This window comes from Rhodobacteraceae bacterium M385 (assembly GCA_025141835.1).
Taxonomy (GTDB): Bacteria; Pseudomonadota; Alphaproteobacteria; order Rhodobacterales; family Rhodobacteraceae; genus Gymnodinialimonas.
Genome location: CP081102.1, coordinates 2,281,839 through 2,307,305 on the forward strand (window position 1 = coordinate 2,281,839; position 25,467 = coordinate 2,307,305).

The 25,467-nt window shown below is 61.1% G+C and carries 22 protein-coding genes and 1 tRNA gene; 9 read left to right on the forward strand and 14 right to left on the reverse strand.

The window, feature by feature from the left end; translation table 11 throughout:
• The 7 genes from K3728_11095 to recA all read right to left on the reverse strand — a co-directional run bounded on the left by K3728_11095 (position 1) and on the right by recA (position 8,535).
• Positions 1–1,026, reverse strand: a complete 1,026-nt coding sequence (locus tag K3728_11095; protein UWQ94273.1) for a cysteine synthase A — start codon at positions 1,024–1,026, stop codon at positions 1–3.
• A gap of 87 nt (positions 1,027–1,113) precedes the next feature.
• Entirely contained in the window at positions 1,114–2,241 is a 1,128-nt protein-coding gene (locus K3728_11100) for an NUDIX domain-containing protein (GenBank protein ID UWQ94274.1), read from the reverse strand.
• Positions 2,242–2,730, reverse strand: a complete 489-nt coding sequence (locus tag K3728_11105; GenBank protein ID UWQ94275.1) for a TrgA family protein — start codon at positions 2,728–2,730, stop codon at positions 2,242–2,244.
• Positions 2,731–2,834: 104 nt separating this feature from the next.
• Entirely contained in the window at positions 2,835–4,247 is a 1,413-nt protein-coding gene (locus tag K3728_11110; protein UWQ94276.1) for a DNA photolyase family protein, read from the reverse strand.
• A gap of 51 nt (positions 4,248–4,298) precedes the next feature.
• Positions 4,299–4,586 (reverse strand): DUF1330 domain-containing protein, encoded by a 288-nt coding sequence (locus K3728_11115; GenBank protein UWQ94277.1) that lies wholly within the window; start codon positions 4,584–4,586, stop codon positions 4,299–4,301.
• Between the two features lie 11 nt (positions 4,587–4,597).
• On the reverse strand, positions 4,598–7,249 hold the full coding sequence (gene alaS, locus K3728_11120; GenBank protein ID UWQ94278.1) for an alanine--tRNA ligase: 2,652 nt from the start codon (positions 7,247–7,249) through the stop codon (positions 4,598–4,600).
• Between the two features lie 212 nt (positions 7,250–7,461).
• Positions 7,462–8,535 (reverse strand): recombinase RecA, encoded by a 1,074-nt coding sequence (gene recA / locus K3728_11125; GenBank protein ID UWQ94279.1) that lies wholly within the window; start codon positions 8,533–8,535, stop codon positions 7,462–7,464.
• Between the two features lie 218 nt (positions 8,536–8,753).
• Between recA and K3728_11130 the strand changes: the two genes are divergently transcribed.
• Complete coding sequence (locus tag K3728_11130; protein UWQ94280.1) at positions 8,754–9,359, forward strand: gamma-glutamyl kinase; 606 nt, start codon at positions 8,754–8,756, stop codon at positions 9,357–9,359.
• Here K3728_11130 and K3728_11135 read toward each other — a convergent pair.
• The 5 genes from K3728_11135 to K3728_11155 form a co-directional block, all read right to left on the reverse strand.
• Positions 9,356–11,626, reverse strand: a complete 2,271-nt coding sequence (locus K3728_11135) for a response regulator (GenBank protein ID UWQ97526.1) — start codon at positions 11,624–11,626, stop codon at positions 9,356–9,358. The two genes, K3728_11130 and K3728_11135, sit on opposite strands and share 4 nt — an antisense overlap.
• A 182-nt stretch (positions 11,627–11,808) precedes the next feature.
• Positions 11,809–12,972 (reverse strand): RsmB/NOP family class I SAM-dependent RNA methyltransferase, encoded by a 1,164-nt coding sequence (locus K3728_11140; protein ID UWQ94281.1) that lies wholly within the window; start codon positions 12,970–12,972, stop codon positions 11,809–11,811.
• A 36-nt stretch (positions 12,973–13,008) separates the two neighbouring features.
• Positions 13,009–14,457 carry an IMP dehydrogenase gene (guaB, locus tag K3728_11145; protein ID UWQ94282.1) on the reverse strand — a complete coding sequence of 483 codons (1,449 nt, stop codon included), beginning with the start codon at positions 14,455–14,457 and terminating at the stop codon, positions 13,009–13,011.
• Positions 14,458–14,542: 85 nt separating this feature from the next.
• Positions 14,543–15,262 (reverse strand): RlmE family RNA methyltransferase, encoded by a 720-nt coding sequence (locus K3728_11150; protein UWQ94283.1) that lies wholly within the window; start codon positions 15,260–15,262, stop codon positions 14,543–14,545.
• Between the two features lie 166 nt (positions 15,263–15,428).
• Positions 15,429–16,619 carry a Ppx/GppA family phosphatase gene (locus K3728_11155; protein ID UWQ94284.1) on the reverse strand — a complete coding sequence of 397 codons (1,191 nt, stop codon included), beginning with the start codon at positions 16,617–16,619 and terminating at the stop codon, positions 15,429–15,431.
• 317 nt (positions 16,620–16,936) lie between these two features.
• On the opposite strand from K3728_11155, the gene K3728_11160 reads away from it, so the two are divergent.
• From K3728_11160 to K3728_11185, 6 genes are all read left to right on the forward strand, one after another.
• Positions 16,937–17,248: a virulence factor gene (locus K3728_11160; protein ID UWQ97527.1), complete on the forward strand. Its 312-nt coding sequence runs from the start codon at positions 16,937–16,939 to the stop codon at positions 17,246–17,248.
• Between the two features lie 28 nt (positions 17,249–17,276).
• Positions 17,277–18,212, forward strand: coding sequence for a methylenetetrahydrofolate reductase (locus K3728_11165; GenBank protein UWQ94285.1), 936 nt, complete (start codon positions 17,277–17,279; stop codon positions 18,210–18,212).
• A complete protein-coding gene (locus K3728_11170; GenBank protein UWQ94286.1) occupies positions 18,213–19,280 on the forward strand; it encodes a dihydropteroate synthase in 1,068 nt (355 codons plus the stop codon).
• Between the two features lie 53 nt (positions 19,281–19,333).
• The gene (locus K3728_11175) at positions 19,334–19,561 is read left to right on the forward strand and encodes an N-(5'-phosphoribosyl)anthranilate isomerase (GenBank protein ID UWQ97528.1); all 228 of its coding nucleotides are present in this window, start codon (positions 19,334–19,336) and stop codon (positions 19,559–19,561) included.
• A 66-nt stretch (positions 19,562–19,627) separates the two neighbouring features.
• Positions 19,628–21,670, forward strand: coding sequence for an ASKHA domain-containing protein (locus tag K3728_11180; protein ID UWQ94287.1), 2,043 nt, complete (start codon positions 19,628–19,630; stop codon positions 21,668–21,670).
• A gap of 65 nt (positions 21,671–21,735) precedes the next feature.
• A tRNA-Gly gene (locus tag K3728_11185) sits at positions 21,736–21,809 on the forward strand.
• Positions 21,810–22,047: 238 nt separating this feature from the next.
• Here the strand turns inward: K3728_11185 and gph are convergent.
• Complete coding sequence (gph, locus tag K3728_11190; GenBank protein ID UWQ94288.1) at positions 22,048–22,686, reverse strand: phosphoglycolate phosphatase; 639 nt, start codon at positions 22,684–22,686, stop codon at positions 22,048–22,050.
• Positions 22,687–22,764: 78 nt separating this feature from the next.
• Here gph and K3728_11195 point away from each other — a divergent pair, with 78 nt between their 5' ends.
• Both K3728_11195 and K3728_11200 read left to right on the forward strand, forming a co-directional pair.
• Entirely contained in the window at positions 22,765–23,253 is a 489-nt protein-coding gene (locus tag K3728_11195) for an acyl-CoA thioesterase (protein UWQ94289.1), read from the forward strand.
• Between the two features lie 178 nt (positions 23,254–23,431).
• A complete protein-coding gene (locus K3728_11200; protein ID UWQ94290.1) occupies positions 23,432–23,827 on the forward strand; it encodes a hypothetical protein in 396 nt (131 codons plus the stop codon).
• A 25-nt stretch (positions 23,828–23,852) separates the two neighbouring features.
• Here the strand turns inward: K3728_11200 and pgi are convergent, their stop codons facing one another.
• The gene (pgi, locus tag K3728_11205) at positions 23,853–25,466 is read right to left on the reverse strand and encodes a glucose-6-phosphate isomerase (GenBank protein UWQ94291.1); all 1,614 of its coding nucleotides are present in this window, start codon (positions 25,464–25,466) and stop codon (positions 23,853–23,855) included.
• Position 25,467 lies beyond the last annotated feature (1 nt).

Below are 25,467 nucleotides of genomic sequence, written 5' to 3' on the forward strand. Positions count from 1 at the left end.
TCATTCCGCGAAGACCGACGGCACGTCGCGGCCTGCCCCGTCCATCCATGCAGGCACAGGCAGGCCCTTTTCGCGCAGAAATTCGGGGTTGAACAGCTTGGACTGATAGCGCGTGCCATAATCGCACAGCACCGTCACGATGGTATGGCCCGGCCCCATTTCCTTGGCCATGCGGATCGCGCCCGCCACGTTGATGCCCGATGATCCGCCAAGGCAAAGGCCCTCATCGGCAAGGATGTCATAGACAATCGGCAGCGCCTCGGCGTCGGGGATTTTGTAGCACATATCTGGCGTGAAGCCTTCGAGGTTAGCCGTGATACGCCCCTGACCGATACCCTCGGTGATGGAGTTTCCGCCCGCCTCTTGGCCTGTATAGAGCTTATAGAGCCCCGAGCCTTCGGGGTCCGCCAGCGCAACTTTCACACCCTTGGGCTGCAACGCCATGCCCACGCCCGCCAGCGTCCCGCCGGAACCGACGGCGCAAGTAAAGCCGTTCACTTCGCCATTTGTCTGTTCCCAAATTTCGGGGCCAGTCATGTCGATATGGGCCTGGCGGTTGGCGACATTGTCGAACTGATTGGCCCAGATCGCGCCGTTGGGGTCGGATTGCGCCAACCGCTCGGCCAGTCGGCCCGAGTATTTCACATAGTTATTTGGGTTAGAGTACGGCACCGCTGGCACCTCGATCAGCTCCGCCCCGGCGATGCGGATCATGTCCTTCTTTTCTTGGGATTGGGTGTCGGGGATCACAATCACCGTCTTGAACCCAAGCGAGGCCCCGACCAGCGCCAAGCCGATCCCCGTGTTGCCCGCCGTGCCTTCCACAATCGTGCCGCCGGGCCGCAATTGGCCGCTTTCTACCGCCGCGCGGATGATAAACAGCGCCGCGCGGTCCTTGACCGATTGGCCGGGGTTGAGGAATTCGGCCTTGCCCAAGATCTCGCAGCCCGTGGCCTCGGACGCGGCCCGAAGGCGGATCAAAGGCGTGTTGCCGATGGCAGAGGCGAGGTCGGAATGGATCGTCATGGCGCGGGCCCTTTCAGTTTGCTCTTGGAATAGGCGCATATCACGCCCCAGAGGTTCCCGCATAGGTAGACCCGCGATAGGGCGAACTCAACCCAACCTGACTTTCGCGCGCAGGCGATCACGGTGCATCATCAGGAATTGCATCGACAAGATCAGCGGTGCGTTGGCCATGTCGCCTTCGGCCAGCATCCGGCAGGCCAAATCAAAGGGCACCAGATGGCTAAGGATGTCTTCGCCCTCGTCCGCATGGCCGCCCAACCCCGCCACCGTGTCGGGCAGATCGGCGATTCCCAGATAGGAAAACAAGACCTGCGCAATGCCGCCGGGCGTGGGGTAATAGCGCCCGATGAAATGCAGTTGGCCAAGGGTCAGCTTCGCCTCTTCACGGGCCTCGCGGCGGGCGGTTGCCTCGATGCTTTCGCCCGCGTCGATGATGCCCGCAATGGGTTCCAGCAACCAAGGCGAGGCGTCGCCGTGGGCGTAGGGGCCCATGCGGAACTGTTCCACCAACAAGATGCGATCACGCACCGGATCATAGGGCAGAACGGTCACGGCATCGGCCACCCGATAGACCGAGCGGCTGATCGGCCCCTGCGTGGCCCCGTCAAAGCGGCGATGGGTCAGGCTGCGTTCTTCGGTGTTGAAGAAGCCGTCGTGAATGTGATGCGTGCCCTTCTCGGCCACGTCATCGCGGGTCATTCCGGCACCTACATGGCCCGGCCTGCGCCACCGCCCGGCCCGCACAGTGGCTTCGGCGCGGGCGCGGATAATGCCGAACCGACGCCCGACGTCCAGCGGGTCCTGGCTGCCCATCTGGCGCATCACCTCGGCGGCGGCGTTCACCTGTATCTCACCCCATTGGCGGGCCCAAGTGGGCAAAGACCAATCTTCCCCGGGCTCCCCGGCCTGTTCGGGCGGAAACCATGCCTCTGCATCAATTTCAGTCTCATCCCAAATCACCCTTACCGGGCGGCGGGTATAGCCAAAACAGGCCTCGTAGAAATCGAGCCGCAGAAGCGATTGCGGCTCTGGGATAATAAGTGCGCCCTCGGCGGCGGTATCGTCGCGTTCTTCCAGCATCGGCCAGGACTTGCCCGCCACCCAAGCCGCCCTGTAGCCGGGTAGACGCGCCGGTTCCATCCGTGTCTCTACCCCGGCAACAAGGTCCAGAAGCGGAGCGTGGCACAGGGTGCCAAACAGAAAAATCGGGGTCATTTAGCGCCACGCTTTCGCGGCGAGTTCTGTCAGGAAGCCGCCAATTAGCCCGCCCACAAGCAGCACGCCCCAGACGCCGGGGGTCAGAGATTGCAGGAAATACTCTAGGAACAACTCCATCGTGGCAGTGACCGCCTCTCCGGGGTTGTCATAGCGCAGATCGGCCGAGCGCATGAACATCGTCCGCAACGCAAACAGCGACAGTCCAAAAAACGCAATCTGGGCTCCCGTGCGCATCCCATTCGACAAAGCTCTGCTGATGCCTGCGCCCGCGCGGTTGCCCATCACCACCCAGCCTTGCCAGAAGCCGATCACCGCGATCGTGATGTTGAAATAGGTCGCCGATGTTTCCGGCGGAAACGTCAGTTTCGCCTGCATCGCCGCCAGATAGGCGACCGCGAAGAAAAGAAAACCGCCAGCCAGTTTCGCCCCTGTAGGCATAATCGCGTCCCTGTCCCGTTGCGCCCGGACCTGCCGACTATGCGGCATCCGTGTTGGGGGCAATTTCGAAGATGAACGGGTTTTGCGCAAGGGTCGCGCGCTCTATCGCTTTGGTGGGGTGGCCAATAAGACTCACCTTCCACGGCGGCGCTTCAGCCAGCCTGCGGCCTGCCCTTGTAGGCTTCCAGCGCCCTTGCTCTCCCCTCGGCGGCACTGACGATTGGCTTTGCCGGGTAGCCCATATCGGGCGACAGGTCCCAAGATCGCGGCACTGCCTCAAAGTAATCCAGCGCCGTTTCCAGCGCTGGTTGCGTCGTCTCGGCCAGCCATCTCATGCGGTAGCGGCCCGCCTTGTCGAACTTCTCGGCTTGAGTTTCAGGGTTAAAGACGCGGAAGAACGGCGTCGCGTCGGGGCCAGAGCCCGCCGACCATTGCCACCCCATCGCGTTGCTGGCCGGGTCCCAGTCCACCAAACAATCTGCAAACCAGTCGAGGCCGATTTTCCAGTGACACATCAGGTGCTTGGTCAGGTAAGAGGCCACCAGCATCCGCGCCCGATTGTGCATTCGACCCGTCACATACATCTCGCGCATGGCGGCATCGACCACCGGCATCCCGGTGCGCCCCTGCTTCCAGGCGATCACTTCCTTGCTGTCGGCGTCGGTGTTCCAAGGAAACGCATCCCATTCCTCGCGCCAGTTGGCGTGGGTGATACGCGGTGTGTGGTAGACCAGATGATAGGCAAAATCGCGCCAGACCACTTCTTTCAGGAAAGTTTCTGCGCCCGATTTCCCCTCGGCCATGGCGCGCTGACCCGCGTGCCAGCACTGGCGGGCGCTAATTTCGCCGTAGGTCAGGTTCTCTGACAGAAGCGAGGTGCCGTTCTTCGCCAGATTGTCCCGTGCATCGGCATAGTCACCGATCCCGTGGGCTATGAAGGCCCCAAGACGCCCCTGCGCTGCCGCTTCGCCTACATTCAAATGCGGTTCCACCACCCGAGCGCCCCGGTTCATCGCCGCGCCAAGCTGCCAATCCTCCAGCGTGTCCGAGGCAGGCCACGTCGCGGGTGCGTGAATTTTCGGTGCGGGCAGAACATCACCGGGCGAGCGGTCACGCACGGCCTTCCAGAACGGTGTGTAGACTTTGTAGAAGCCGCCGGTCTTGGTCTCCACCGTCCAAGGTTCAAACAAGACGTGGCCTTTGTGGCTAACTGCCTCGATCCCGTCGTCCTTCAAGCCCGCCTTCACCGCCTCATCGCGATTGCGGCTTTCAGGATCATAGAGCCGGTTCCAATGCACCGCCCCTGCCCCTACGTCGGCGATAACGGCCCGAAGGGTCGGCAGAGCAGCCCCTTGCCGCAGGATCAGCCTTGATCCGGCAGCGCGAAGCGCCGCATCGAACGCCGCAAGCCCAAGGCCCAATCGCCACAACGGAGCCGCGCCCAAATCGGCCGCAACCTCGTCGTAGATGAACACAGGAACCACGGCACCGCTCGCGCAAGCCGCCACCATGGCCGGATTGTCCGACAAACGGAAATCCCGCCTTACCCAATAGAGTGATGTCATGCGCCGCCCTCCTTAGGCGGAAGCTAGGGCGTGCGGCGCAGGGTCAAGGGGTCAGGGCGCTTCAATCAGCACCAAATCTCGCTCGGACGCGCCCGTCGCGTGGGTCATCGCCTCCTGATACTCGGGGGACTCGTAGCAGGCATTCGCTGCCTCAAGCGAAGGGAACACCGCCACGACGTTGCGTGGATGCGCCCGCCCCTCTTTCTGGATCGCCTTACCGCCGCGGGCCAGGAAACAGCCGCCATGGGCGGTGATCGCATCGGTCGCCAGCGCCGCATATTTCGAATAGGCCGCCTCGTCGGTGACGGTGACATGGGCAATCCAATAGGCTTGGGGCATCTTGTTTTCCTTTATGTTGTCTGAGCCAGTACGGCCTTCGCGGCTGCAATTGCGGCATCGGCGTTCTCTGCGCTGGCCCCGCCACCTTGGGCAAAGTCCGGGCGACCACCGCCGCCCTTGCCGCCCAGTTCGGCCACAGCCGCGCGAACCAGATCCACGGCGCTGATCTTGCCTTTCAGATCATCGGTGACGCCTGCCGCAACAGCCGCCTTACCGCCCGTGTCGGCCACCAGCAGCACCGCGCCCGACCCCAGACGCGCCTTATGCTCGTCCACGATCCCGGCCAGGTCCTTGCCTGTCACGCCGCTCAGCGCTTGGCCGTGGAAGTTAATGCCGTTAACGGCTTCTGCTTCGGCAGCCTGCGCGCCGCCCGCCATGGCCAATTCCCGGCGTAGCTGCGCCACTTCGTTTTCCAGCTTCTTGCGGTCGTCCTTCAGGGCCTTTACTCGATCCATCACGTCGTCAGGTTGAGCGTTCAGCTCAAGCGCCAAAGCGCCCATACGGCTGTCTTGCGCGCTGAGATAGTCGAACGCGGCGGGGCCTGTCAGCGCCTCGATCCGGCGCACACCAGCGCTCGACGCGCTGTCACCAAGCGTCACGAAAACACCGATATCGCCGGTCCGCTGCACATGGGTGCCGCCGCACAACTCCAACGAATATGTGTCGCCCGATGTGCCCTTGCCCGATCCGGCCTGCGCCCCCATGGAGACCACGCGCACCTCGTCGCCGTATTTCTCACCGAACAGCGCCTGAGCGCCCAGATCGCGGGCGTCATCGGGCGTCATGATCCGTGTTTCCACCGCGCCGTTTTGGCGGATGAATTCGTTCACCTCAGCCTCAACAGCCGCCAGTTCTTCGCGCGACAATGCCTTGCCGTGGCTGAAGTCAAACCGCAGCCGGTCCGGCGCGTTGAGAGAGCCCCGTTGCGCAACGTGATCGCCAAGGGCGCGACGCAGCGCCTCGTGCAGCAAGTGCGTGGCCGAGTGGTTGGCGCGGATTGTCGTGCGTCGGGCGTGATCGACGGTCAATTCCGCCCCTTGGCCCACCTTGATTTCGCCCTCAGTCACATCGCCGATATGCAGGAAAACGTCCGCCACCTTGCGCGTGTCCGTCACTGTCACGACGCCGCTTTCGGTGCGAATAAGCCCCGTGTCGCCGACTTGCCCGCCAGATTCCGCGTAGAACGGCGTCTGGTTCGTGACCACGGTGACGCTACCCTTGGCCGCATCTACTTGGGTGCCGTCTTGCACCAGCGCCAACACTTGGCCCTCGGCCACTTCCGTGTCGTAGCCGAGGAACTCTGTCACGCCGTTTTTCTCTGCAATATCAAACCAGATCGTGGCATCCGCCGCGTCGCCCGAGCCGCTCCATGCGGCCCGCGCCTTGGCCTTTTGCTCGGCCATGGCGGTGTCGAACCCTTCGGTATCCACCGCGCGGCCCTGCTCGCGCAGGGCGTCTTGGGTCAGATCGAGCGGGAAGCCATAGGTGTCGTAAAGCTTGAACGCCGCCTCGCCGGGCAGGTTGCCGCCCTCGGGCAGTTTGGACACTTCATCGTCCAGCAATTTCAGGCCGCGATCGAGCGTCTGGCGGAAGCGTTCTTCCTCCAGCTTCAGGGTCTCGGTGATAAGCGATTGCGCTTGGCCGAGTTCCGCGTATGCCTGCCCCATCTGGCTGACCAAAGCCGGCACAAGGCGGTACATCAGCGGGTCTTTCGCGCCCAAAAGATGCGCGTGGCGCATGGCGCGGCGCATGATCCGGCGCAGCACATAACCGCGCCCGTCGTTGGAGGGCATTACGCCATCGGCAATCAGGAACGAGGTCGAGCGCAGGTGATCGGCGATCACCCGGTGGTGCACGTTCTGATCCCCGTCCAAATCGGTGGAGGACGCATGGGCCGAAGCCTCCATCAACGCGCGCATCGTGTCGGTATCGTAGTTATCGTGGCTGCCTTGCAGCAACGCGCCGATCCGCTCCAACCCCATGCCGGTGTCGATCGACTGCATGTCCAGTGGCACCATCGAGCCATCGGCGAACTGCTCGTTCTGCATGAAGACGATGTTCCAGATCTCAATGAACCGGTCGCCGTCTTCTTCGGGCGAGCCCGGAGGGCCACCCCAGATATGCTCCCCATGGTCATAGAAAATCTCGGTGCATGGACCGCAGGGCCCCGTGGGCCCCATCTGCCAGAAGTTATCGTTTGTGGCGATGCGGATAATCCGCGCCTCGGGCACGCCGACCTTTTTCCAGATATCAAACGCCTCGTCGTCGGTATGGTAAACCGTCACGTAAAGGCGGTCTTTGGCCAAGCCGAAATCGTTTGTAATCAGCTCCCACGCGTAGCGGATCGCGTCTTCCTTAAAGTAGTCGCCAAAGCTGAAGTTGCCGAGCATCTCGAAAAACGTGTGATGGCGGGCTGTGTAGCCGACGTTATCAAGGTCGTTGTGCTTGCCGCCCGCGCGCACGCATTTCTGGCTAGAGGTGGCGCGGACATAGTCGCGCTTCTCGACCCCGGTAAACAGGTTCTTGAACTGCACCATGCCCGAGTTCACGAACATCAACGTCGGGTCGTTGCGCGGCACCAGCGGGCTGGAGGGGACAACTTCGTGCCCCTGCCGCCCAAAGTAATCAAGAAAGGTGGAGCGGATATCGTTAAGGCTGGTCATGGCGCGGCGGTTCCAAAGCTAGAGGTGCGGCGCATGATGTAACCCTGCCCCGCGCCCCTGTCCATGTTCCCTTCGCGAAAAAGGCTGCGCGTGTCGCGCACGAAAAAGGGCGGCCCGTGAAGGCCACCCTTTCCCCGGATATTCTCCTGCTCGGGGTGGGACCGATCAGGGGGGTGGATTTCAGCAGTCACCCATCTGCGACTTGCGGTGATTTACGCGTCGTCTTCCACCATATCGGGATCGTCTTTATCCATATCGAAGTCGAGCCCGTGGGCGGCGCGAATCTTGTCTTCGATCTCATGGGCGATCTTGGGATTGTCGCGCATGAATTGCTTGGCGTTCTCGCGGCCTTGGCCCACGCGTTCATCCCCGTAGGAGAACCAGCTGCCGGATTTTTCAACAATGCCCGCTTTCACGCCCATGTCGATCAGCTCACCCATCTTCGAAATGCCTTCGCCGTACATGATGTCAAATTCCACCTGCTTAAACGGCGGCGCGACTTTGTTTTTAACGACCTTAACCCTTGTGGCGTTGCCCACGACCTCATCCCGATCCTTGATCGCGCCGATGCGGCGGATGTCCAACCGGACGGAGGAATAGAACTTCAGCGCGTTGCCGCCTGTCGTTGTCTCGGGCGAGCCGAACATGACGCCGATCTTCATGCGGATTTGGTTAATGAAGATGACCATACAGCCGGAACGGTTGATCGAGCCGGTCAATTTGCGCATTGCCTGAGACATCAGGCGGGCGTGAACACCGACCGAGCTGTCGCCCATGTCGCCCTCAAGCTCGGACTTCGGCGTCAGTGCCGCGACCGAGTCGACGATAACCATGCTTACCGCGCCGGAACGAACCAGCGTATCGACAATCTCCAACGCCTGTTCGCCAGTGTCAGGCTGCGAGATCAGCAACTCATCCAGATCAACGCCCAACTTCCGCGCGTATTGTGGGTCTAGCGCGTGTTCCGCATCCACAAAGGCACAAACCCCGCCCTTCTTCTGCTCTTCCGCGACCGCGTGAAGCGTCAGCGTGGTCTTGCCCGAGCTTTCGGGGCCATAGATTTCAACGATCCGCCCCTTGGGCAGGCCACCAATCCCCAAGGCGATATCCAGCCCGAGAGATCCGGTTGAGGTTGACTCAATCTCTTGGATGGCATTCTCGCCGCCCAATTTCATGATGGAACCCTTGCCAAACTGGCGTTCAATCTGCGCCAATGCGCTATCGAGGGCTTTTTGCTTATCTGCTGATTTACGATCGGTCATGTCGAGAAGGTTCGCCGTTGCCATGGAATTCACGTCCTTATGTCACGCCGCAGGGTCTGGCGGCAATGGGGCCGGTTGGGGAAGCGCCCTTGGGTCCGGCAATATTTTGTTCTACTCTTGTTCTCGCCTTGGGTACTAAACAAAACGAGAACAAATCAAGTTAAATCTTCTATGCTGTGATCTTTCACGGTGAGGCGTTAACAATCGGTTACGATTGGACGGAAAAATGAGGAAAGCGGCCCATGTTAGTGTTCTGGAAGGCGCGGCTGGTGCTTTTGGCGGTCCCGAAGACAGGGACGACGGCGCTGGAACAAGCGCTGTTGCCCTATGCGGATTCAGCAATTCTCAACCCGCCGCAGCAAAAGCATTGCACCGTTCGGCGCTACCGGAACCAAGTGCAGAAGTTTTTTGAGCAGCGCGGTCAGCGAAAGCTCGAGCTGATGGCCGTGGTCCGCGAACCCGTCGGATGGCTTTCCAGCTGGTATCGTTACCGGGCCCGCGACGACATTCGCGGTAGCGCTAATTCTACCGCCGAGATCAGCTTTGATGACTTCGTGGACGCTTGGCTGCAAGAGTCTCCGCCGGAGTTCGCCAAGGTTGGGCGTCAATCGCGCTTTGTGGCTGAGGAGGATGGATCGCTTGGTGTGGACCATCTGTTTCGCCATGACCAATTGGACCGCGCCGTGGCGTTTCTGGAAGGGCGGATCAACGGAAAGCTGGAGGTCGGCCGCAGTAACGTATCCCCTGTTCGCGACGTCGGTCTAAGCCCAGAGATGGAGGCAAGATTGCGAACGGAAGCCCCCGAGGAATTCGCCCTGTGGGAGCAATTGGGCGGCGAGCCACTCTAGTGCAATTGCTGCCGCACAGTTTCCGTCAGGTCGGTTAGCGAAAACGGTTTCGGCAAGAAGACCGAACCCGGAACGCCAATTGATCCCCCCTCCATCGCATCTTCCGCGTAGCCCGACACGAACACCACCTTGGTTGCCGGGCGCTCTTTCAGCGCTTCGCGTACCCATGAGGGGCCGTCCATGCCCGGCATGATGACGTCCGTCACGAATAGATCGATCTCCAGCGTGTCATCGGACAAGGTTTCCAACGCCTCTTCGGCGCAGGCGGCTTCAAGAACCGTGTAGCCCCGAAGCCGCAACGCCCGAGAGGCGAAGGCGCGGACCGGCGCCTCATCTTCCACCAACAATACCACGCTGGGGCGGCCGTCGCTGGTTGGATCGGTGATCTCCGTCGCCTTGGCTTCGATAACGTCAGTTGGTTCTTGTAGATTGGCCTTCGCATGGGCGGGAATGTAAATTGTGAACGTGGTGCCCGAGCCCACGACGCTATCCACGAAGATGTAGCCGCCGGTTTGCTTAATGATGCCATACGCCATCGAGAGTCCGAGGCCCGTCCCCTCCCCAGTTCGTTTCGTGGTGAAGAACGGTTCGAAAATTCGGTTCAATTTGTCGGCAGGAATGCCATGCCCGTGGTCGCGCACGCGGATCGTCACATAGGACCCGTTGGGCACGATCACCTGGTCACGGGCCATGGGCGAGGTCAGATGCACCATGCGCGTTTCAACCCGAACCTCGCCACCATCAGGCATTGCATCACGGGCGTTCACCACGAGGTTCATGATTACTTGATCCAACTGCCGCCGGTCCGCCCGAATGGGTTGTAAGTCCGGGTCGTTGGACAAGGACAGTGAGATCTTCTCCCCCACGAGGCGGTTGAGAAGATGTGTCAATTCACTGATAGAATCGCTGAGATCCATAACCTCTGGCTCTAGCGTCTGTTTGCGAGAGAACGCCAAAAGTTGCCCCACAAGACTCGCGGCGCGGTTGGCGTTCTGGTTAATCTGAACCAGATCCGCATAATCGGGATCGCCCTGATCGTGGCGCAGCAGAAGCAGATCACAATGGCCGGTGATCGCGGTGAGCAGGTTGTTAAAGTCATGGGCCACGCCGCCAGCAAGCTCGCCAATCGCCTGCATTTTCTGGCTTTGAACAAACTGCTGTTCCAGGTTCTTCAACTCGGTCGCGTCGTGTAGCACGGCCAATAATGATGGCCCCGTGCCATCCACAATCCGACTTAGGGAAATCTGCAAGAAAGTCTCATCCTTGCGCTGCTTGGCTCGCGCCACTTCTGAACGGTTCGGCACCCTTTCGGCCAAGGAATCTGCGACCCAGTCGCCCACGGGGCGGCCCAGGTTTTCCACGAATTGCGACATCGGGCCCGTGGCCGATGCCTCGATCCCCAAAAGAGCTTGGGCGCGGTAGTTGGAGGCCAAGACCTCTCCGTCCGCGCTGATATGCAAGAGCGCTACAGGCAGCGACTCAAAGGCCCGCGCAGCGACCGAGGCGGCGGGCGGCTCGGACAGGCCGGGGACGGCATAAACCTCTCGGCGGCCGTCCTTGGAGGGGACAACAATAGGAATAACCTCAATACTGCCGTCCACGCCCGAAAGACTGGAGCGTCTGCCCGCCACAAGTGGTTGATCTGGAAACACATCTTCAAAGGTCGTTGCACGACGGCCCAGGACTTCGCGCATCGCGGAATTCATCGACAGCACGGTGTCATTGTGACTGACCACCATCATCGGCAAACCGATCCATTCCCCATGGCGAGAGTTGGCATCTGCCATGTCGTCCATACGCCAAATCACGCCGCCGTTTAGCCGATGCGCCGCCAAGCGCACTGTCCCGCGCGGCGTCACTACGATTTCATGGGCAGAAGGGCGGCGGCCAAGGGCGGTTTCCTGCCGAAACACCACCGCCGCTGCATTGGGCAATACGCCCGCAATTGCCCGTGCCATGGGCTGGCCCAACCGGTCGCCAAACCGACGTTCTGCCGCCGCATTTTGCAAGACAATCGCGCCGTCTTCGTCGGTGCAGAAACACGGCGCAGGATCATGGTGTATTAAGGAAAAGGCCGCTTGAAACGTATTCTGAAGCCGCCACATGCGCCAAATATCGCGCAAAGCAACCAAACCCGCCGCAGCTAAAAAACCACCGGTCGCGGCCATCAGGCCAAAGCGCAGCTCAGCCCCTGGTGCCAAAAGCGTCGCGCCCCCCGCGACAACGCCTAGGACCAGTAGCACAACTGGCTGAACAAACGGTTTTATTCCCCGTGCGTCCTTAATGACCCGATCAGCCGTTTCGTCTGTCACAGTCTCAATCGCTTTCCAAAGGTCAGAGGCACCGTCCCGAAACGGCCCTCTCCATCATCCTAAGGGTTTCGACCAAAAGAGTTAAATTAACCTTAAGATTACCTATAAACGAGCCTGTCGGAAAATGCGCCTTTTGGCTAGGGAATGTCGCGCACCAGTTCTGCCGAAAAGAACCCGTCAGAGGCTGTCAAAGGCGTATCGACATGGATGGCACCTGCGCTCCAGCCCTTGTGCCGGACCAAAAACGCGGCAACTTGCGCTTCATTTTCAGCTTCAAACAACGAGCACGTCATGTAAATCAGACGTCCCCCAGCGGCCACAACCTTTGCCGCCTCATCCAATATCTCAGCCTGCGTTTCGACCAGATTTTCGAGGGCTTCCGGCGTAAGTCGCCACTTCGCCTCCGGGTCACGCCGCCATGTGCCAGACCCGGAACAGGGCACATCTGTGACCACCAGATCAAATGGCGCACGGCCCGCGATTTCGCAGGTTTCAACAGGCGTGATCCGAACCCCGGCCCGCTCGGCCCGCGGCGCCAGATCGGCCATACGTTGAGGCAGGGCGTCATGGGCAAAAAGCCTGGCATTACAACAATCTGCAATCGCCAGAGCCTTGCCCCCGCCCCCCGCGCAATAGTCAAGAATTGTGCCGTTGTCCCGCCAGTTAACTCGCCCAATTGCCGCTTGCACCGACAAGTCCTGCGGCTCCACCAGACCATTCATATAGGCCATGGTTTGCCGCAACCGTCGCGCGCCTTCCGTCACTTCTAGCGCGGTCGCAATATTGGGGTGCGCGCGGCAGGTCAGGCCATCGCCTTCAAGAGCCTCCTGCGCTGCCTCTCGGGTGCCGAGACGAAGGTTAACCCGCAGCCATAACGGTGCCCGTTGCGTGAAGGTTTGCAGCAGGTCTGGCAGGGCCTCACCTGCGCGGGCCTCCAACAGGGGCAAGGTCCAATCGGGCACGTTCAAAGCGGGATCAACGGCGCTATGTTCCGCGCGCCTTTCCGCCTCGGACAGCGGTTCTGGCGCGTGCCCAATGCCCGAGAATACCGCGTCGATATCCGCGCCCTGCGCCCGTATCAACCCAAGGATCAACCCGCGTCCAGTGGCGTCCCCCAAGGCCGCGCAAACGCCCTTTTGGCGCAACACGTCATAGACATGATCGCGCACCGACGCCCGGTCCTTGGAGCCCGCATACCGCGCCCCTCGTGCCCAACGGGTCAGGGCCTGCTCTACGGGTATCCCGCTTAGCCAAGCCTCCAAAACCTCTATCGCTGCCGAATATCGTGCCGCAGGTTGCATCTTAATCCACCACTTTAACTACAGCACGTAACGCCCTTATCCAGCGCGATAATTCGGGCTTTCACGGGTGATCTGGACATCATGCACATGGCTTTCTTTCAGGCCAGAACCGGTGATGCGCACGAACTGACAGTTCGACCGCATTTCGTCCACCGTCGCACTACCCGTGTAGCCCATGGCTGCCCGCAGACCACCGATCAACTGATGCACGACCGCGCCCGCAGAGCCCTTGTAAGGCACCTGCCCCTCGATCCCTTCCGGAACCAGTTTGTCGCTGGCTGCATCCTTCTGGAAATACCGATCGGCAGAGCCGCGGGCCATGGCGCCAAGGCTGCCCATGCCACGGTAAGATTTGAACGAGCGACCCTGATACAAGATCACCTCTCCGGGGCTTTCATCGGTGCCCGCGATCATGCTGCCGACCATGGCGCAATGGGCCCCCGCCGCGATTGCCTTGGCGAAATCGCCCGAGAACTTGATGCCCCCATCGGCGATCACCGGCGTATCGCCTGCCGCCTCGGCACAATCCGAGATCGCAGTCAGTTGCGGCACACCAACGCCCGCCACAATACGCGTGGTGCAGATCGAGCCCGGCCCGATCCCCACTTTCACAGCATCGGCTCCGGCGCCGATCAACGCGCGCGTGGCTTCCCCGGTGGCAACATTACCCGCCACCACCTGCACTTCATTGGACAGGGATTTTACCCGCTCCACCGCCTTGGCCACGCCCTCAGAATGGCCGTGGGCCGTGTCGATCACGATCAGGTCGCAGCCCGCCTCGATCAGCGCTTGCGATCTCTCGAAGCCCGCGTCGCCCACAGTGGTCGCTGCTGCCACCCGCAAACGGCCCAACGGGTCCTTACACGCCTGTGGGTTGAGCACCGCCTGCTCCGTATCTTTCAACGTCAGAAGGCCCGTCAACGCGCCCTCCCCGTCGGTAATCAGTAGCTTCTCAATCCGGCGTGCGCGCATCAGGCTAATCGCCTCATCGCGGTCCGCCGGTTCACGCAGCACGGCCAGATCGTCCGAGGTCATCATCGCCGCAACGGGCGTCGCATCATCTTGGGCAAACCGCATATCTCTGTTGGTCACGATCCCCAGAACCCGGCGGTTTTCATCCACCACCGGAAAGCCCGAAAAGCCATAGCGCTCCATCAATGCCTTCGCGTCGGCCAATGTCTGATCCGGCGTTAGCGTGACGGGGGAATAGACGATCCCGCTCTCAAACCGCTTAACGCGGCGCACTTCGCGGGCCTGCTGGTCGATATCAAGGTTACGGTGAATAACGCCCATGCCACCGGCCTGCGCCATGGCAATCGCCATGCGGGCTTCGGTCACAGTATCCATGGCGGAACTCAGCAACGGAATGTTGAGAGAGATGCTTTTGGTCACTCGCGTACGCGTATCGGCGTCCGACGGCAGGACCGAGGATTTGCCGGGAACCAGCAGAACATCATCGAATGTGAGGGCCTCGCGAATCTCCATCTGGGTGCTCCTTGGAGGGGATGTCGGTTGGCACGTCGCTATCCCATGGGGGGGACTTAGGGGCAAGACCTAAATCTGGTGCAATTTATGCCTCGTCCCCCTCACGGCCCCGATAGCCTGTGGCCACAACGAACTTCTCGGAACTGTCCGCGCGGGACGCGCCCGGCTTCACATTGGCCACCTTTTTGAAACGCTGCTTCAACAATGCCTGCAACGTGCCCTCGGCCCCGCCGGCCAAGACCTTGGCCACAAAGGTGCCACCGGGCTCCAACACGTCGAATGCCAACTCCGCGGCCGCCTCGCACAACGCCATGATCCGCATGTGATCGGTCTGCTTATGCCCCGATGCCGACGCCGCCATATCGCTCATCACCACATCAGCCCGCCCGCCAAGCCATTCCTTAACCTTCAGGTCCGCGTCATCTTCCATGAAGTCGAGCTGATGCAATTCGCACCCCGCAATCGGCTCCATCTCTTGCAAATCGAGCCCAATAATCCGCCCAACGGCTTTGCCAGACTTCTCCCCCAAAGCGTTCACGCGCTTTACCGCAACCTGACACCATCCGCCCGGCGCACAGCCCAAATCCACGACCCTCGCGCCCGGCACAAGGAAACGGTACTTGTCGTCCAAATCAATAATCTTGTAAGCCGCCCGCCCCCGGTAACCATCGCGCTTGGCGGCGGCCACATAAGGGTCGTTCAGTTGCCGCTCCAACCACCGGGTCGAACTCAACTTGCGACCCCTCGCGGTCTTCACCTTAACCTTCAAATCGCGCTGCCCGCGCCCGCTCGTGTTCTTAACCATCGCCTAAACCCTCGCGCCTACGCGCTCTTTCATCTTGGCAAATACAACTCATGTGCGCCGTATCAACCCAATCTGTCCCATGACAATTACTAACAGGCTCCGCCACCCGCCCCGCCAAATTTTCGTAGAAAATTTGCACGCGCGATGACGCAGTCAGCGCAAAACCTCAGTAAGGCCCATCTTCCAGAACCCCGTCCCGGCTCATCTGCGCGTACAACAAGCCCTCTCTGAGCCCCCTGTCCGCCACCGACAACCGGTCCGTCGGCCAGGCCCGCAACAGCGCCTGCAAAATCGCCGCCCCAGACATGATCAACGTCTGCCTGTCCCGCCCGATCCTCGGATCTCTGCGCCGCCCATCGGGGCCCAGCGCCAGATAGCCATTGATAACCGTATCAATCTGGGTGGAGGTCATCCGCAATCCATCCACCTTGTTGCGGTCATACCGACGCAACCCAAGGTGCGATGCCGCCACCGTCGTCACCGTCCCGCTGGTTCCGATAATCTGGAACCCCTCCAGCGTCTGTTCTGCCGCGTCCGTATAGGGCGAAAACTCTGCCAATTGCTCTTCAAAATACCACGACATCAATGCAAACCGCGCCCCATCGTCGGTCACATCGTCATACATATCCTTCAGGGTCGCCACGCCCAGCGGGATCGAGATCCAATCCACAACCTTCGCCCTGGGGAAAATGCTGTCGTCGTAGTCAAACCCCTGATGCAGGCGCATAATCGCCTTGGGCCGCTCCAGCTTGGGCACCCGGCTTAGGTCAATCCACACCAATTCGGTGGAGCCGCCGCCGATATCAACGACCAGCAGTTGCTCGGTCCGCGTGGATACAAGGGGTGCGCAGGACACGACCGCCAACTGCGCTTCCTCTTCGGGCTTGATGATCTCCAACTCAAGACCCGTCTCTCGCTTCACCAAACTGATGAACTCCGACCCGTTCACCGCACGGCGACAGGCCTCCGTGGCTACCAGCCGGGCCCGCTCAATCTCGACCCGGTGCTTGGACAACTTCTTTTGGCAAATCTTCAACGCACCCACAGCGCGGGCCATGGAAGCGCGGCTCATCCGGCCCGAGGCTTCCAACCCCTGCCCCAACTGCACAGATTTGGAGAACGAATCCACCACATGCAGCTGGCTCCCCTTGGGTTGCGCAATCAGCATCCGGCACGAATTTGTACCCAAATCCAACGCTGCGTATAGATCATCGGGATCGGGGCCACTCTTGTGACTTTGGGCGGGGGGCGGGGTGCGCCGTTCAACAGTCGGGGCCGCGCCCGGCTCTCCTTTCGGGATCACGGGGGCGACAGGTCTGGGGAACGGGCCATCTCCACCGGGGCGCTTTTGCGACATCGGGCTGGGGCCTTTCCGATTTGAGTTGCCTCCAGCCTATCTGGTTCACCTGTTTCAAACAATGGGCCAGATCGCCTGTCCCCCCGTGTCGCCGCCGAACTGCGCCCCTCCCTCCCCGTTCCCTCATGAAGATGATGAAGAATATGGGCCGCGCCCCCTCTGGCCTGCGTGATGGCGGGGCGACTATGGTGCGCCTCAGGGCAAGCAGGTCGTTTTGACAGCCCTTGATGTCGAAAACAGGCCCAACACGGCGTGATCCGCCGCCTATGGTGCCAAGAACAGGGCCGGATTCGGGCCCCAACACCGGAGAGTTCATCATGCCCGCTATCACCCATGTTTTCTGGCGCGATATTCCCGCGCAGGTGATTGTCGGGAAAGGCCGCTCTGGGGCGAAAATGCCTTTGCCAGAACGCTTTGAACAAGCCATCGACCGCGCGGCGATGAAGGTCGGGGCCAAGGACGATGACGCCTATCTGGCCGGGTTTCACCGGGTTGTTGTGGGCGAGGTCGACGGTGACCTGAAAGAAGCCGCCACCGCCGAGGCGGCCAAGCTTGATGCCGCCTACGACAATGACCGGCTGAAAGTTCTGATCAACGCCGAAGGGTATGACCCTTCCAAACCTGCTTAATCCCTTGACCACCCTCCGGGAGTTCTTCATGGCCCTTCTCAATTTCCGCAAGTCCGCCCCCGCCCCCACGGCTTCCAATGCCGCTATGGAGGCGCTCCTGAAGGGCTATTCCATCGAGGTCATGCCCCGCACTGCCGAGAAGGTGGACGATTTCCGCCATTACCTGCCCGCCGGGACCCGCGTCTACATCGCCCATATCGACGGCACTCCAATCGATGATATGGTCGCCACGGCAAAACGCGTTCGCGCCGAGGGCTACGAGCCGATGCCCCATTTCGCCGCCCGCTCCATTCCGGATCAGGCGACGCTGGCCAATTGGATCGCGCGCTACCAAGGGGAAGCAGACGTTCGCCAAGGTCTGATCCTTGCAGGCGGCATCAGCGAGCCACGGGGCGATTTCCACGCCTCAATGCAACTGCTGGAAACGGGTCTGTTCGACAAAGCCGGTTTCACCCACCTACACGTCGCAGGTCACCCCGAGGGCAACCGTGACATCGACCCGACCGGCGACGCGGGCGTGATGGAGGCCTTGCGTTGGAAGCAGGCGTTCAACGAGCGCTCTGACGCCTCCATGGCTATGGCGACGCAATTCGCGTTCGAGGCGGGCCCCGTCATCGCGTGGGCGGAACGCCTGGCCGCTGAAGGCATCACTCTTCCCATCCATTTGGGCATCGCGGGTCCAGGCAAGTTGCAAACGCTCATCAAGTTCGCCATTGCCTGCGGTGTCGGCAATTCCCTGCAAGTGCTGCAAAAGCGCGCCAAGGATGTCACCAAACTTCTGATGCCGTTTGAGCCCACTGACATCCTGGCCGAACTGGCAACCTACAAGGCCGCCAACCCCGACAGCCTGATCCAATCCATCCACTTCTTCCCCCTTGGCGGCATTAAGACTAACGCCAATTGGGCCATCGCCAATGGCGGTGCCTCTGCGGCGCCCGTGGCTCCTCTACCTGAAAGCAAATAAATGACCCGCACTGTTATCGAGTCGAAGACCAAAACCACCGTGATCGGCTTCGACGAGCCCTTCTGCGTTATCGGTGAGCGGATCAATCCGACGGGCCGCAAGATCCTGAACCAAGAGCTTGAGAACGGCGATTTCAGCCGCGTGGAGGCCGATGCCCTCGCCCAAGTCGCCGCCGGCGCCACGGTGCTGGATGTCAACTCAGGCGCTGTTTTCTCGGGCAAGATGGCCGAAGACCCGCGCTATGCGGACAACAACTTTGTTGAGCCGCCCCTGATGAAACGGCTGATCGAGGTCGTGCAGGCCGTCACCGATTGCCCCCTGTGCATTGACAGCTCCGTTCCCGGCGCGCTGGAGGCCGGTCTTGCCGCCGCCGAAGGGCGCCCGCTCCTAAATTCCGTGACTGGCGAGGAAGAACGGCTGGAACTGGTTTTGCCGCTCGTCGCTAAATACAATGTCCCCGTTGTGGCGATTTCCAACGATGATACCGGCATTTCCGAAGACCCTGATGTGCGCTTTGCCGTCGCCAAGAAGATAGTCGAGCGTGCCGCCGATTTCGGCATCCCCGCCCATGACATCGTCGTGGACCCCCTGGTCATGCCCATCGGCGCGATGGCCACGGCGGGGCACCAAGTGTTCACCCTCGTGCGCCGATTGCGCGAGGAATTGGGCGTGAACACTACCTGCGGCGCGTCCAACATCTCTTTCGGGCTGCCCAATCGCCACGGCATCAATAACGCCTTCCTGCCCATGGCGTTTTCCGCTGGCATGACTTCGGCCATCATGAACCCCGTTGCTCTTCCCGTCGGCCCCAAGAAGATCGCCGAAAAGAAGGCGCTGGTAGAGGCTGCGGGCGTGGTCCTGCCTGAAGACATGGATGATGAGGCCTTCGTCAAACTCTTCGGAATGGGCTCCACCAAGCCGCGCGCCGGCAAAGAGATGGAGGCAATCCGCGCCGCCAACTTTCTGCTTAACCACGATGACGGTGGCGGCGCATGGATCACTTTCAACAAAGATCCCGATGCCGCGCCCCGCAGGGGTCGTGCAGGCGGGCGTCGCGGACGCGGCTAAGTTCTTGGGTAAGGGTGTGTTAACCAGAATCGCAGCAGGATGCGGGGATGCATATGCGCCCCGCCATCCCGCTCCCCTCCGCCCCTTGGGTCGATCAGGTCTTTTCCGCGAAAACCGTCAGGTTTGGCGGCGTGGTCAAACGATCGCTGCGATGGGTGGAAGCGGAAGTGGGCCGTACCGTCTTCGAACACGAAGTGCGCCGGCGCGGCTGGCACATGGCAGAATGCAACGGCCAATTGGTCGTTTTCTGCACCATACGCCCGGTCCGTTTTCTATTCTAACCAGAAAATTCGTAAGAATTTTCACACCATGTGAATTTTCGTACGAAAATTCTGGAGCGCGTCTCGATGCCTGATACTCCCCCTCTCGTGATTTTCACGCCTTCGGGTAAACGCGGCCACTTTCCCGTTGGCACGCCGATCCTGACAGCGGCGCGGCAATTGGGCGTGGACCTGGATAGCGTCTGCGGCGGGCGGGGCATCTGCTCCAAGTGTCAAATCGCACCGGCTTACGGCGACTTCCCAAAGCATGGCGTTACCGTTCATGAAGGTGCGCTGAGCGACTGGAATGAGGTAGAGGCGCGCTACGACCGTATTCGTGGCTTGAAGAAGGGCCGCCGCTTAGGCTGTCAGGCCAAGGTGGAAGGCGACATCGTCGTGGACGTGCCGCCAGAAAGCCAAGTCCACAAGCAAGTTGTGCGCAAGGCGGCCTCTACCAAACCCATCGTGATGGACCCGGCCACTAAGCTGGTGATGATCGACGTGGTAGAGCCTGACATGCACTCCCCTTCCGGTGATCTGGAACGGGTCGCGGACGCGCTGCAAGCCCAGTGGGGCATCGGGCCGGTAACGGCACGGCTTCCCGTTCTGAAGGCATTGCAACCGGCGCTGCGTAAGGGGCAGTGGCAGGTCTCGGTCGCTGTGCATACGCCTGCAGGCGCGGCGGCTTCCGAAATTCTCGGCGTGTGGCCCGGCTATCACGAGGGCGGTCTCTATGGGCTGGCGGTAGACCTTGGCTCGACCACCATTGCGGCACATCTGTGTGACCTCTCCGATGGTCGCGTGCTTGCGTCATCGGGCCTGATGAACCCGCAAATCCGTTTCGGCGAAGACCTCATGAGCCGCGTGTCCTACGTCATGATGAACCCGGGCGGCGATGCGGAGATGACCGCCGCTGTCCAGGACGCTCTGAACACGCTGGCGCTGGAAATCGCGGCAGAGGCGGGCGTCGACCCCGCTCTGATCTTCGAGACTGTGATCGTTTGCAACCCCGTGATGCATCACCTTCTGCTTGGCATTGACCCGGTCGAACTCGGTCAGGCACCTTTCGCCTTGGCCACCTCGGGTAGCCTCACCATGGACGCCCGAGACATTGGTCTATCAGACATCGCGCCCACCGCGCAGCTTTACCTGCTGCCCTGCATCGCGGGCCATGTGGGGGCCGATGCCGCCGCTGTCGCCTTGGCGGAGGAGCCGAACAGCTCTCAAGACCTCGTGTTGATCGTCGATGTGGGCACCAATGCGGAAATCCTTTTGGGCGACACCAACGGCGTCCTAGCCTGCTCCTCCCCCACTGGGCCTGCGTTCGAGGGGGCGCAGATCAGTTCGGGCCAACGGGCAGCGCCCGGTGCAATTGAGCGGATCGAGATTGATCCCATTACCAAAGAACCGCGCTTCCGTGTCATAGGCTCGGACATCTGGTCGGACGATCCTGCCTTCGCTGCGGACACGGAGATCACCGGCATCTGTGGGTCCGGCATCATTGAGGCCGTCGCGGAAATGCGCATGGCGGGCCTGCTGGATGCCTCGGGCCTGATCGGCAGCGCCGAGACCACTGGCACCGCGCGGTGTGAGCCTAACGGCCGCGTCCACGCCTACCTGATCCACGATGCCACGGCGACGGGAGGCCCCCGCGTGACTGTCACCCAAGGCGACATCCGCGCAATTCAGCTGGCAAAATCCGCGCTCTATGCAGGCGCTCGTCTGTTGATGGATCAACGCGGCGTGGACAAGGTGGACCGCGTGGTGCTGGCCGGGGCGTTTGGGGCGCATATCAGCCCGAAGCATGCGATGGTTCTGGGCATGATCCCCGATGTACCGCTCGAGATGGTGCAATCGGCAGGCAACGCCGCAGGTCATGGCGCGCGGATCGCGTTATGCAACCGCGCCGCCCGCACCCGGATCGAGCAAATCGTCGGCGACATCCACAAGATCGAGACCGCGGTAGAGCCCAAGTTTCAGGAGCATTTCGTCAACGCCAATGCCATTCCCCACGCCACCGATCCCTTCCCCGAACTGGCGCAGATCGTGACCCTGCCCAACGTCGCCTTTGGGGCCAGCGGCACAGCCCCCGGCGAAGGCGGTGGCCGCCGCAGACGCCGCCGCGGATAGCGCATTCCGACGCGTCTGCCATTGACGCGCGGGGCGGGCTCGCATATCTCAGGCCCATATCCGGTGCGGGTATGGTGAAAAGGTATCACGGCAGCTTCCCAAGCTTTAGTTACGGGTTCAATTCCCGTTACCCGCTCCAGAAATTCCCTCAGATCATCGCGGATCACTGAATCTTACCGAGACTTTGGGACTCCGCGTCCGGGGCCATGTCTTGGCCCCCTGCCCGGTCGCCGTTTGGGTTTAGTGCGGATGTTGGGATGATCGCCATCGCGGCGAAACACAACCCATGCAGCAATCGCGATAATCCCGAACACAAGTGCAGCAAACCCCGCAAAGGCCCAGAGTACGATTTCCATCGGGTGATCCCTCCCTTATCTTTAAAGCAAGCCTTCCACGATGCCGGGCACCTCGGCCCAATTGTCGAAGGCGACGGTGTGGGGCAAGTCCTCCAAAGGGGATTTTCTATATCCGGGCGTGTAAATCAAGAACGGCACGCCCGCGCGCTCGGCGGTTTCGGCGTCGACCTCGCTGTCGCCCACGTAGATCTTCGGCCCCTCACCCAAACCCTCGAAGGCGGCTTGAAGCGGCGCCGGGTGGGGTTTGCGTTTTGCCAACGTGTCGCCCGAGAACACCACCTCGAACCGATCCTGCCAGCCCAGATGCGCCAAGACTGCCTGGGTGGGGCGGCCGGGTTTGTTGGTGCAAAGCCCCAGCCTGTGGCCCGCCGCGCAAAGGGCGTCCAAGGCGGTTTCCACGCCGGGGTAGATCACCGTTTCTGTCACCGCTGCCTCATAGTGGTGAACGAAGCGCGGCTGCAACGCGGCAGGATCGGCCAAGTTCCGGGCCCGCGCCATACGCTGCACGAACACCACCGCGCCCGCGCCCACGAAACCGCGTGCTTCATCGACGCTGAGCGGCGCTGCGCCCACTTCGGCCAAAGTGGCATTGGCGGCGGCGGCGATATCTGCCGCGCTATCGATCAATGTTCCGTCGAGGTCAAAAACGATGCGGGCCATGGTATCCTCCAATGCTGCTCTGCCTCTTGAGGTAACGAGGCGTTCGGGGGAAGACAAGGCAACCAACCGGAGACTGCCATGCCCCCCTATCTCACGCCACTTTCCGCCGACGCCCTGCGCGCCATCGGTATTCCCGCCCCTTGGACCTTCGGCCTTGCCGACCGGGTCCGTTTCGGAGAGTTGGACGCCGTCGGCCACGTTAACCACACCGCCTACCTGCGCTGGTTCGAGAGCTTTCGCCTGCCCTTCCTGCAAGCCCGCCATGTCACCGATTATGGCCCGTCCAGCCCGCGCTTGGTGCTGAAACAAGTGTCCTGCACCTATGACGCCGAGATGTTGATGGGCGAGGATTACGTTGTCACGGGCCGGGTCAGCGCCTTTCGCAACACATCTTTCACGATGGAATTCGGGGCATGGCGGTTGGCAACGGATCGCCCGGCCGAACGGACCGCCCACGGCGGCTGCGTCGTCGTCTTGCTGAACCGCGACGGACCGGGACGCTATCTGATCCCCGAGGCCGGGCGTGAGGCGTTTATCACGCATGATAGCGCCGTGTCTGAGGGTTAGATCACAGGTCGGGGATTCCGCAGTTGAGAGACTATCAAAAAAATTAACAATTCACAATAAGTGCCCGGAGCCTCTTCATTTTAGGATGAGCAATTCGGGGCTTCAGAAATGCTTTGTACGCAACATAATCTGCCGGGTGCGTTTAAGCCGTCACCTCGCTGACTGAAAGGATTAGATCATGAAGAAATTTCAAAAGAAAATGGGTAACGTGCTTGCCGCTTCGGTCCTGGCAAGCGCTGCGCTTGCCATGCCTGCTGCAGCGGACTTTGTGGGCGTCAGCCAATGTAACGCATCCGGCGGCAGCTCAGAGCCTGTATTGCATTTCGTCGATGGTGGACGTCGCTTTACCGTTGCGGTTGGCCAAGGCGGCTTAACCCGTAATATCGTGATGAACCGCCGTGCAGCATTGGCCTGGGCAGAGGCCTCGGGCCTTTTCCCCGAGGATACGCTTTTTGGAAACTACAACGGTTTCATCTGCGGTATCTCGAATGAGCCATCCGAACCGGCGCGCGAGCCCGAAGCACCACAATACCATGAGCTTGATGAATGCGAGACCGATTGCAACGTGGGCTAACACAGGCCGATCAAGGGCGCGGGTCTTAGACCCCGCCCACTGCCTGAACGGCCTTTACTAACGCAAGGGTCGATCCATCCTTGCCCGTACCATCGCTTTCGCCGGTCAAGACCGGCTCTAGCGCGACGGCCAGCTCTTTGCCCAATTCCACGCCCCATTGGTCGAAGGAATTGATGCCAAGGATGACCCCCTCCACAAACACGCGATGCTCGTAGAGCGCGATGATCTGGCCAAGGGTAAACGGCGTTAACTGATCGTAGAGCAGCGTCGTGGAAGGCCGGTTACCGGCAAACACACGATGCGCGGCTTGACGCTCTAGCTCGGCCCCTTCAAGGCCCTTGGCGGCCATCATCGCGCGCGCCTCGTCCATGGAACGGCCCCGCATCAGCGCCTCGGATTGGGCAAGGCAATTGGCCACCAGCAAACGGTGATGATGGGCCAGATTGGGCTCATGCCCTTTGGCGGCAACAAGGAATTCGCAGGGCACAATCCGCGTGCCTTGGTGGATCAGCTGGTAGAAGGCGTGCTGGCCGTTGGTGCCCGGCTCCCCCCAAACCACAGGGCCAGAGTTCAGCTCCAGAGCGCTTCCATCCATCGCAACTGACTTGCCGTTGCTCTCCATTTCAAGCTGCTGAAGATAGGCAGGCAGACGGCTGAGGCGGTTGTCGTAGGGCAGAACGGCACGGGTGGCATGGCCCTGCACCTGATTGTGCCACATACCGACCAGGGCCAGCAGAACCGGCAGATTGTCGGCCAGATCGGCCTCTTGGAAATGACGGTCCATGGTGGCGGCGCCATTGAGGAAAGCGGTGAAAGCGTCACGGCCCACGGCGATCATCAGGCCAAGGCCAATCGGCCCCCACAGGGAATAGCGCCCGCCGACCCAATCCTCGAACCCAAAGACCCGCTCCGCCGGAATGCCAAAGGCACCCGCTTTCTCGGTACTGGAGGATAGTGCCACGAATTGCGCCGAAGGGTCAGAGACCTCCTTCGCCATCCAATCCCGCGCCGTCTGCGCATTGGTCATGGTCTCGATCGTGGTGAATGTCTTGGAGGCTACAATCACCAAAGTCTTTTTTGGATCAAGCCCTTGCAAAGCGTCGTTCATGTCCGCGCCGTCAACGTTGGACACGTAATGCAGACGTGGACCGTCATGATATGGGGCCAACGCGAGGGTCGCCATGGCCGGCCCAAGATCCGAGCCGCCGATGCCGATGTTCACCACGTCGGTGAACCGCCCGCCTTGTCCGGCAAAGCTGCCCGTGCGCACGGCCTCGGCAAAATCCAAACAGCGGGCTCGGGTGCCCAGAACCTCGGGCATGACGTCTTCGCCATCCACCAGGATCGGGCCTTGGTCAGCACGCAACGCGGTGTGCAGAACGGCGCGGCCCTCGGTCTCATTGATCTTCTCGCCCGAGAACATCGCGCTCCGCCGCGCCTCAACCCCTTTGACGCGAGCCAGTTCCAGCAGAAGCGACAGCGCCCCGTCATCCATCTGGGTCTTGGAGAAATCAAAATAGAGACCATCCGCCCGGGCAGAAAAACGCTCTACCCGGCCCGGTCTATCAAACGATTCCAGAATGTTGCGGTGCGAAATTGATGCACCATGCGCCCGCAACTCTGACCAAATATCACCCATG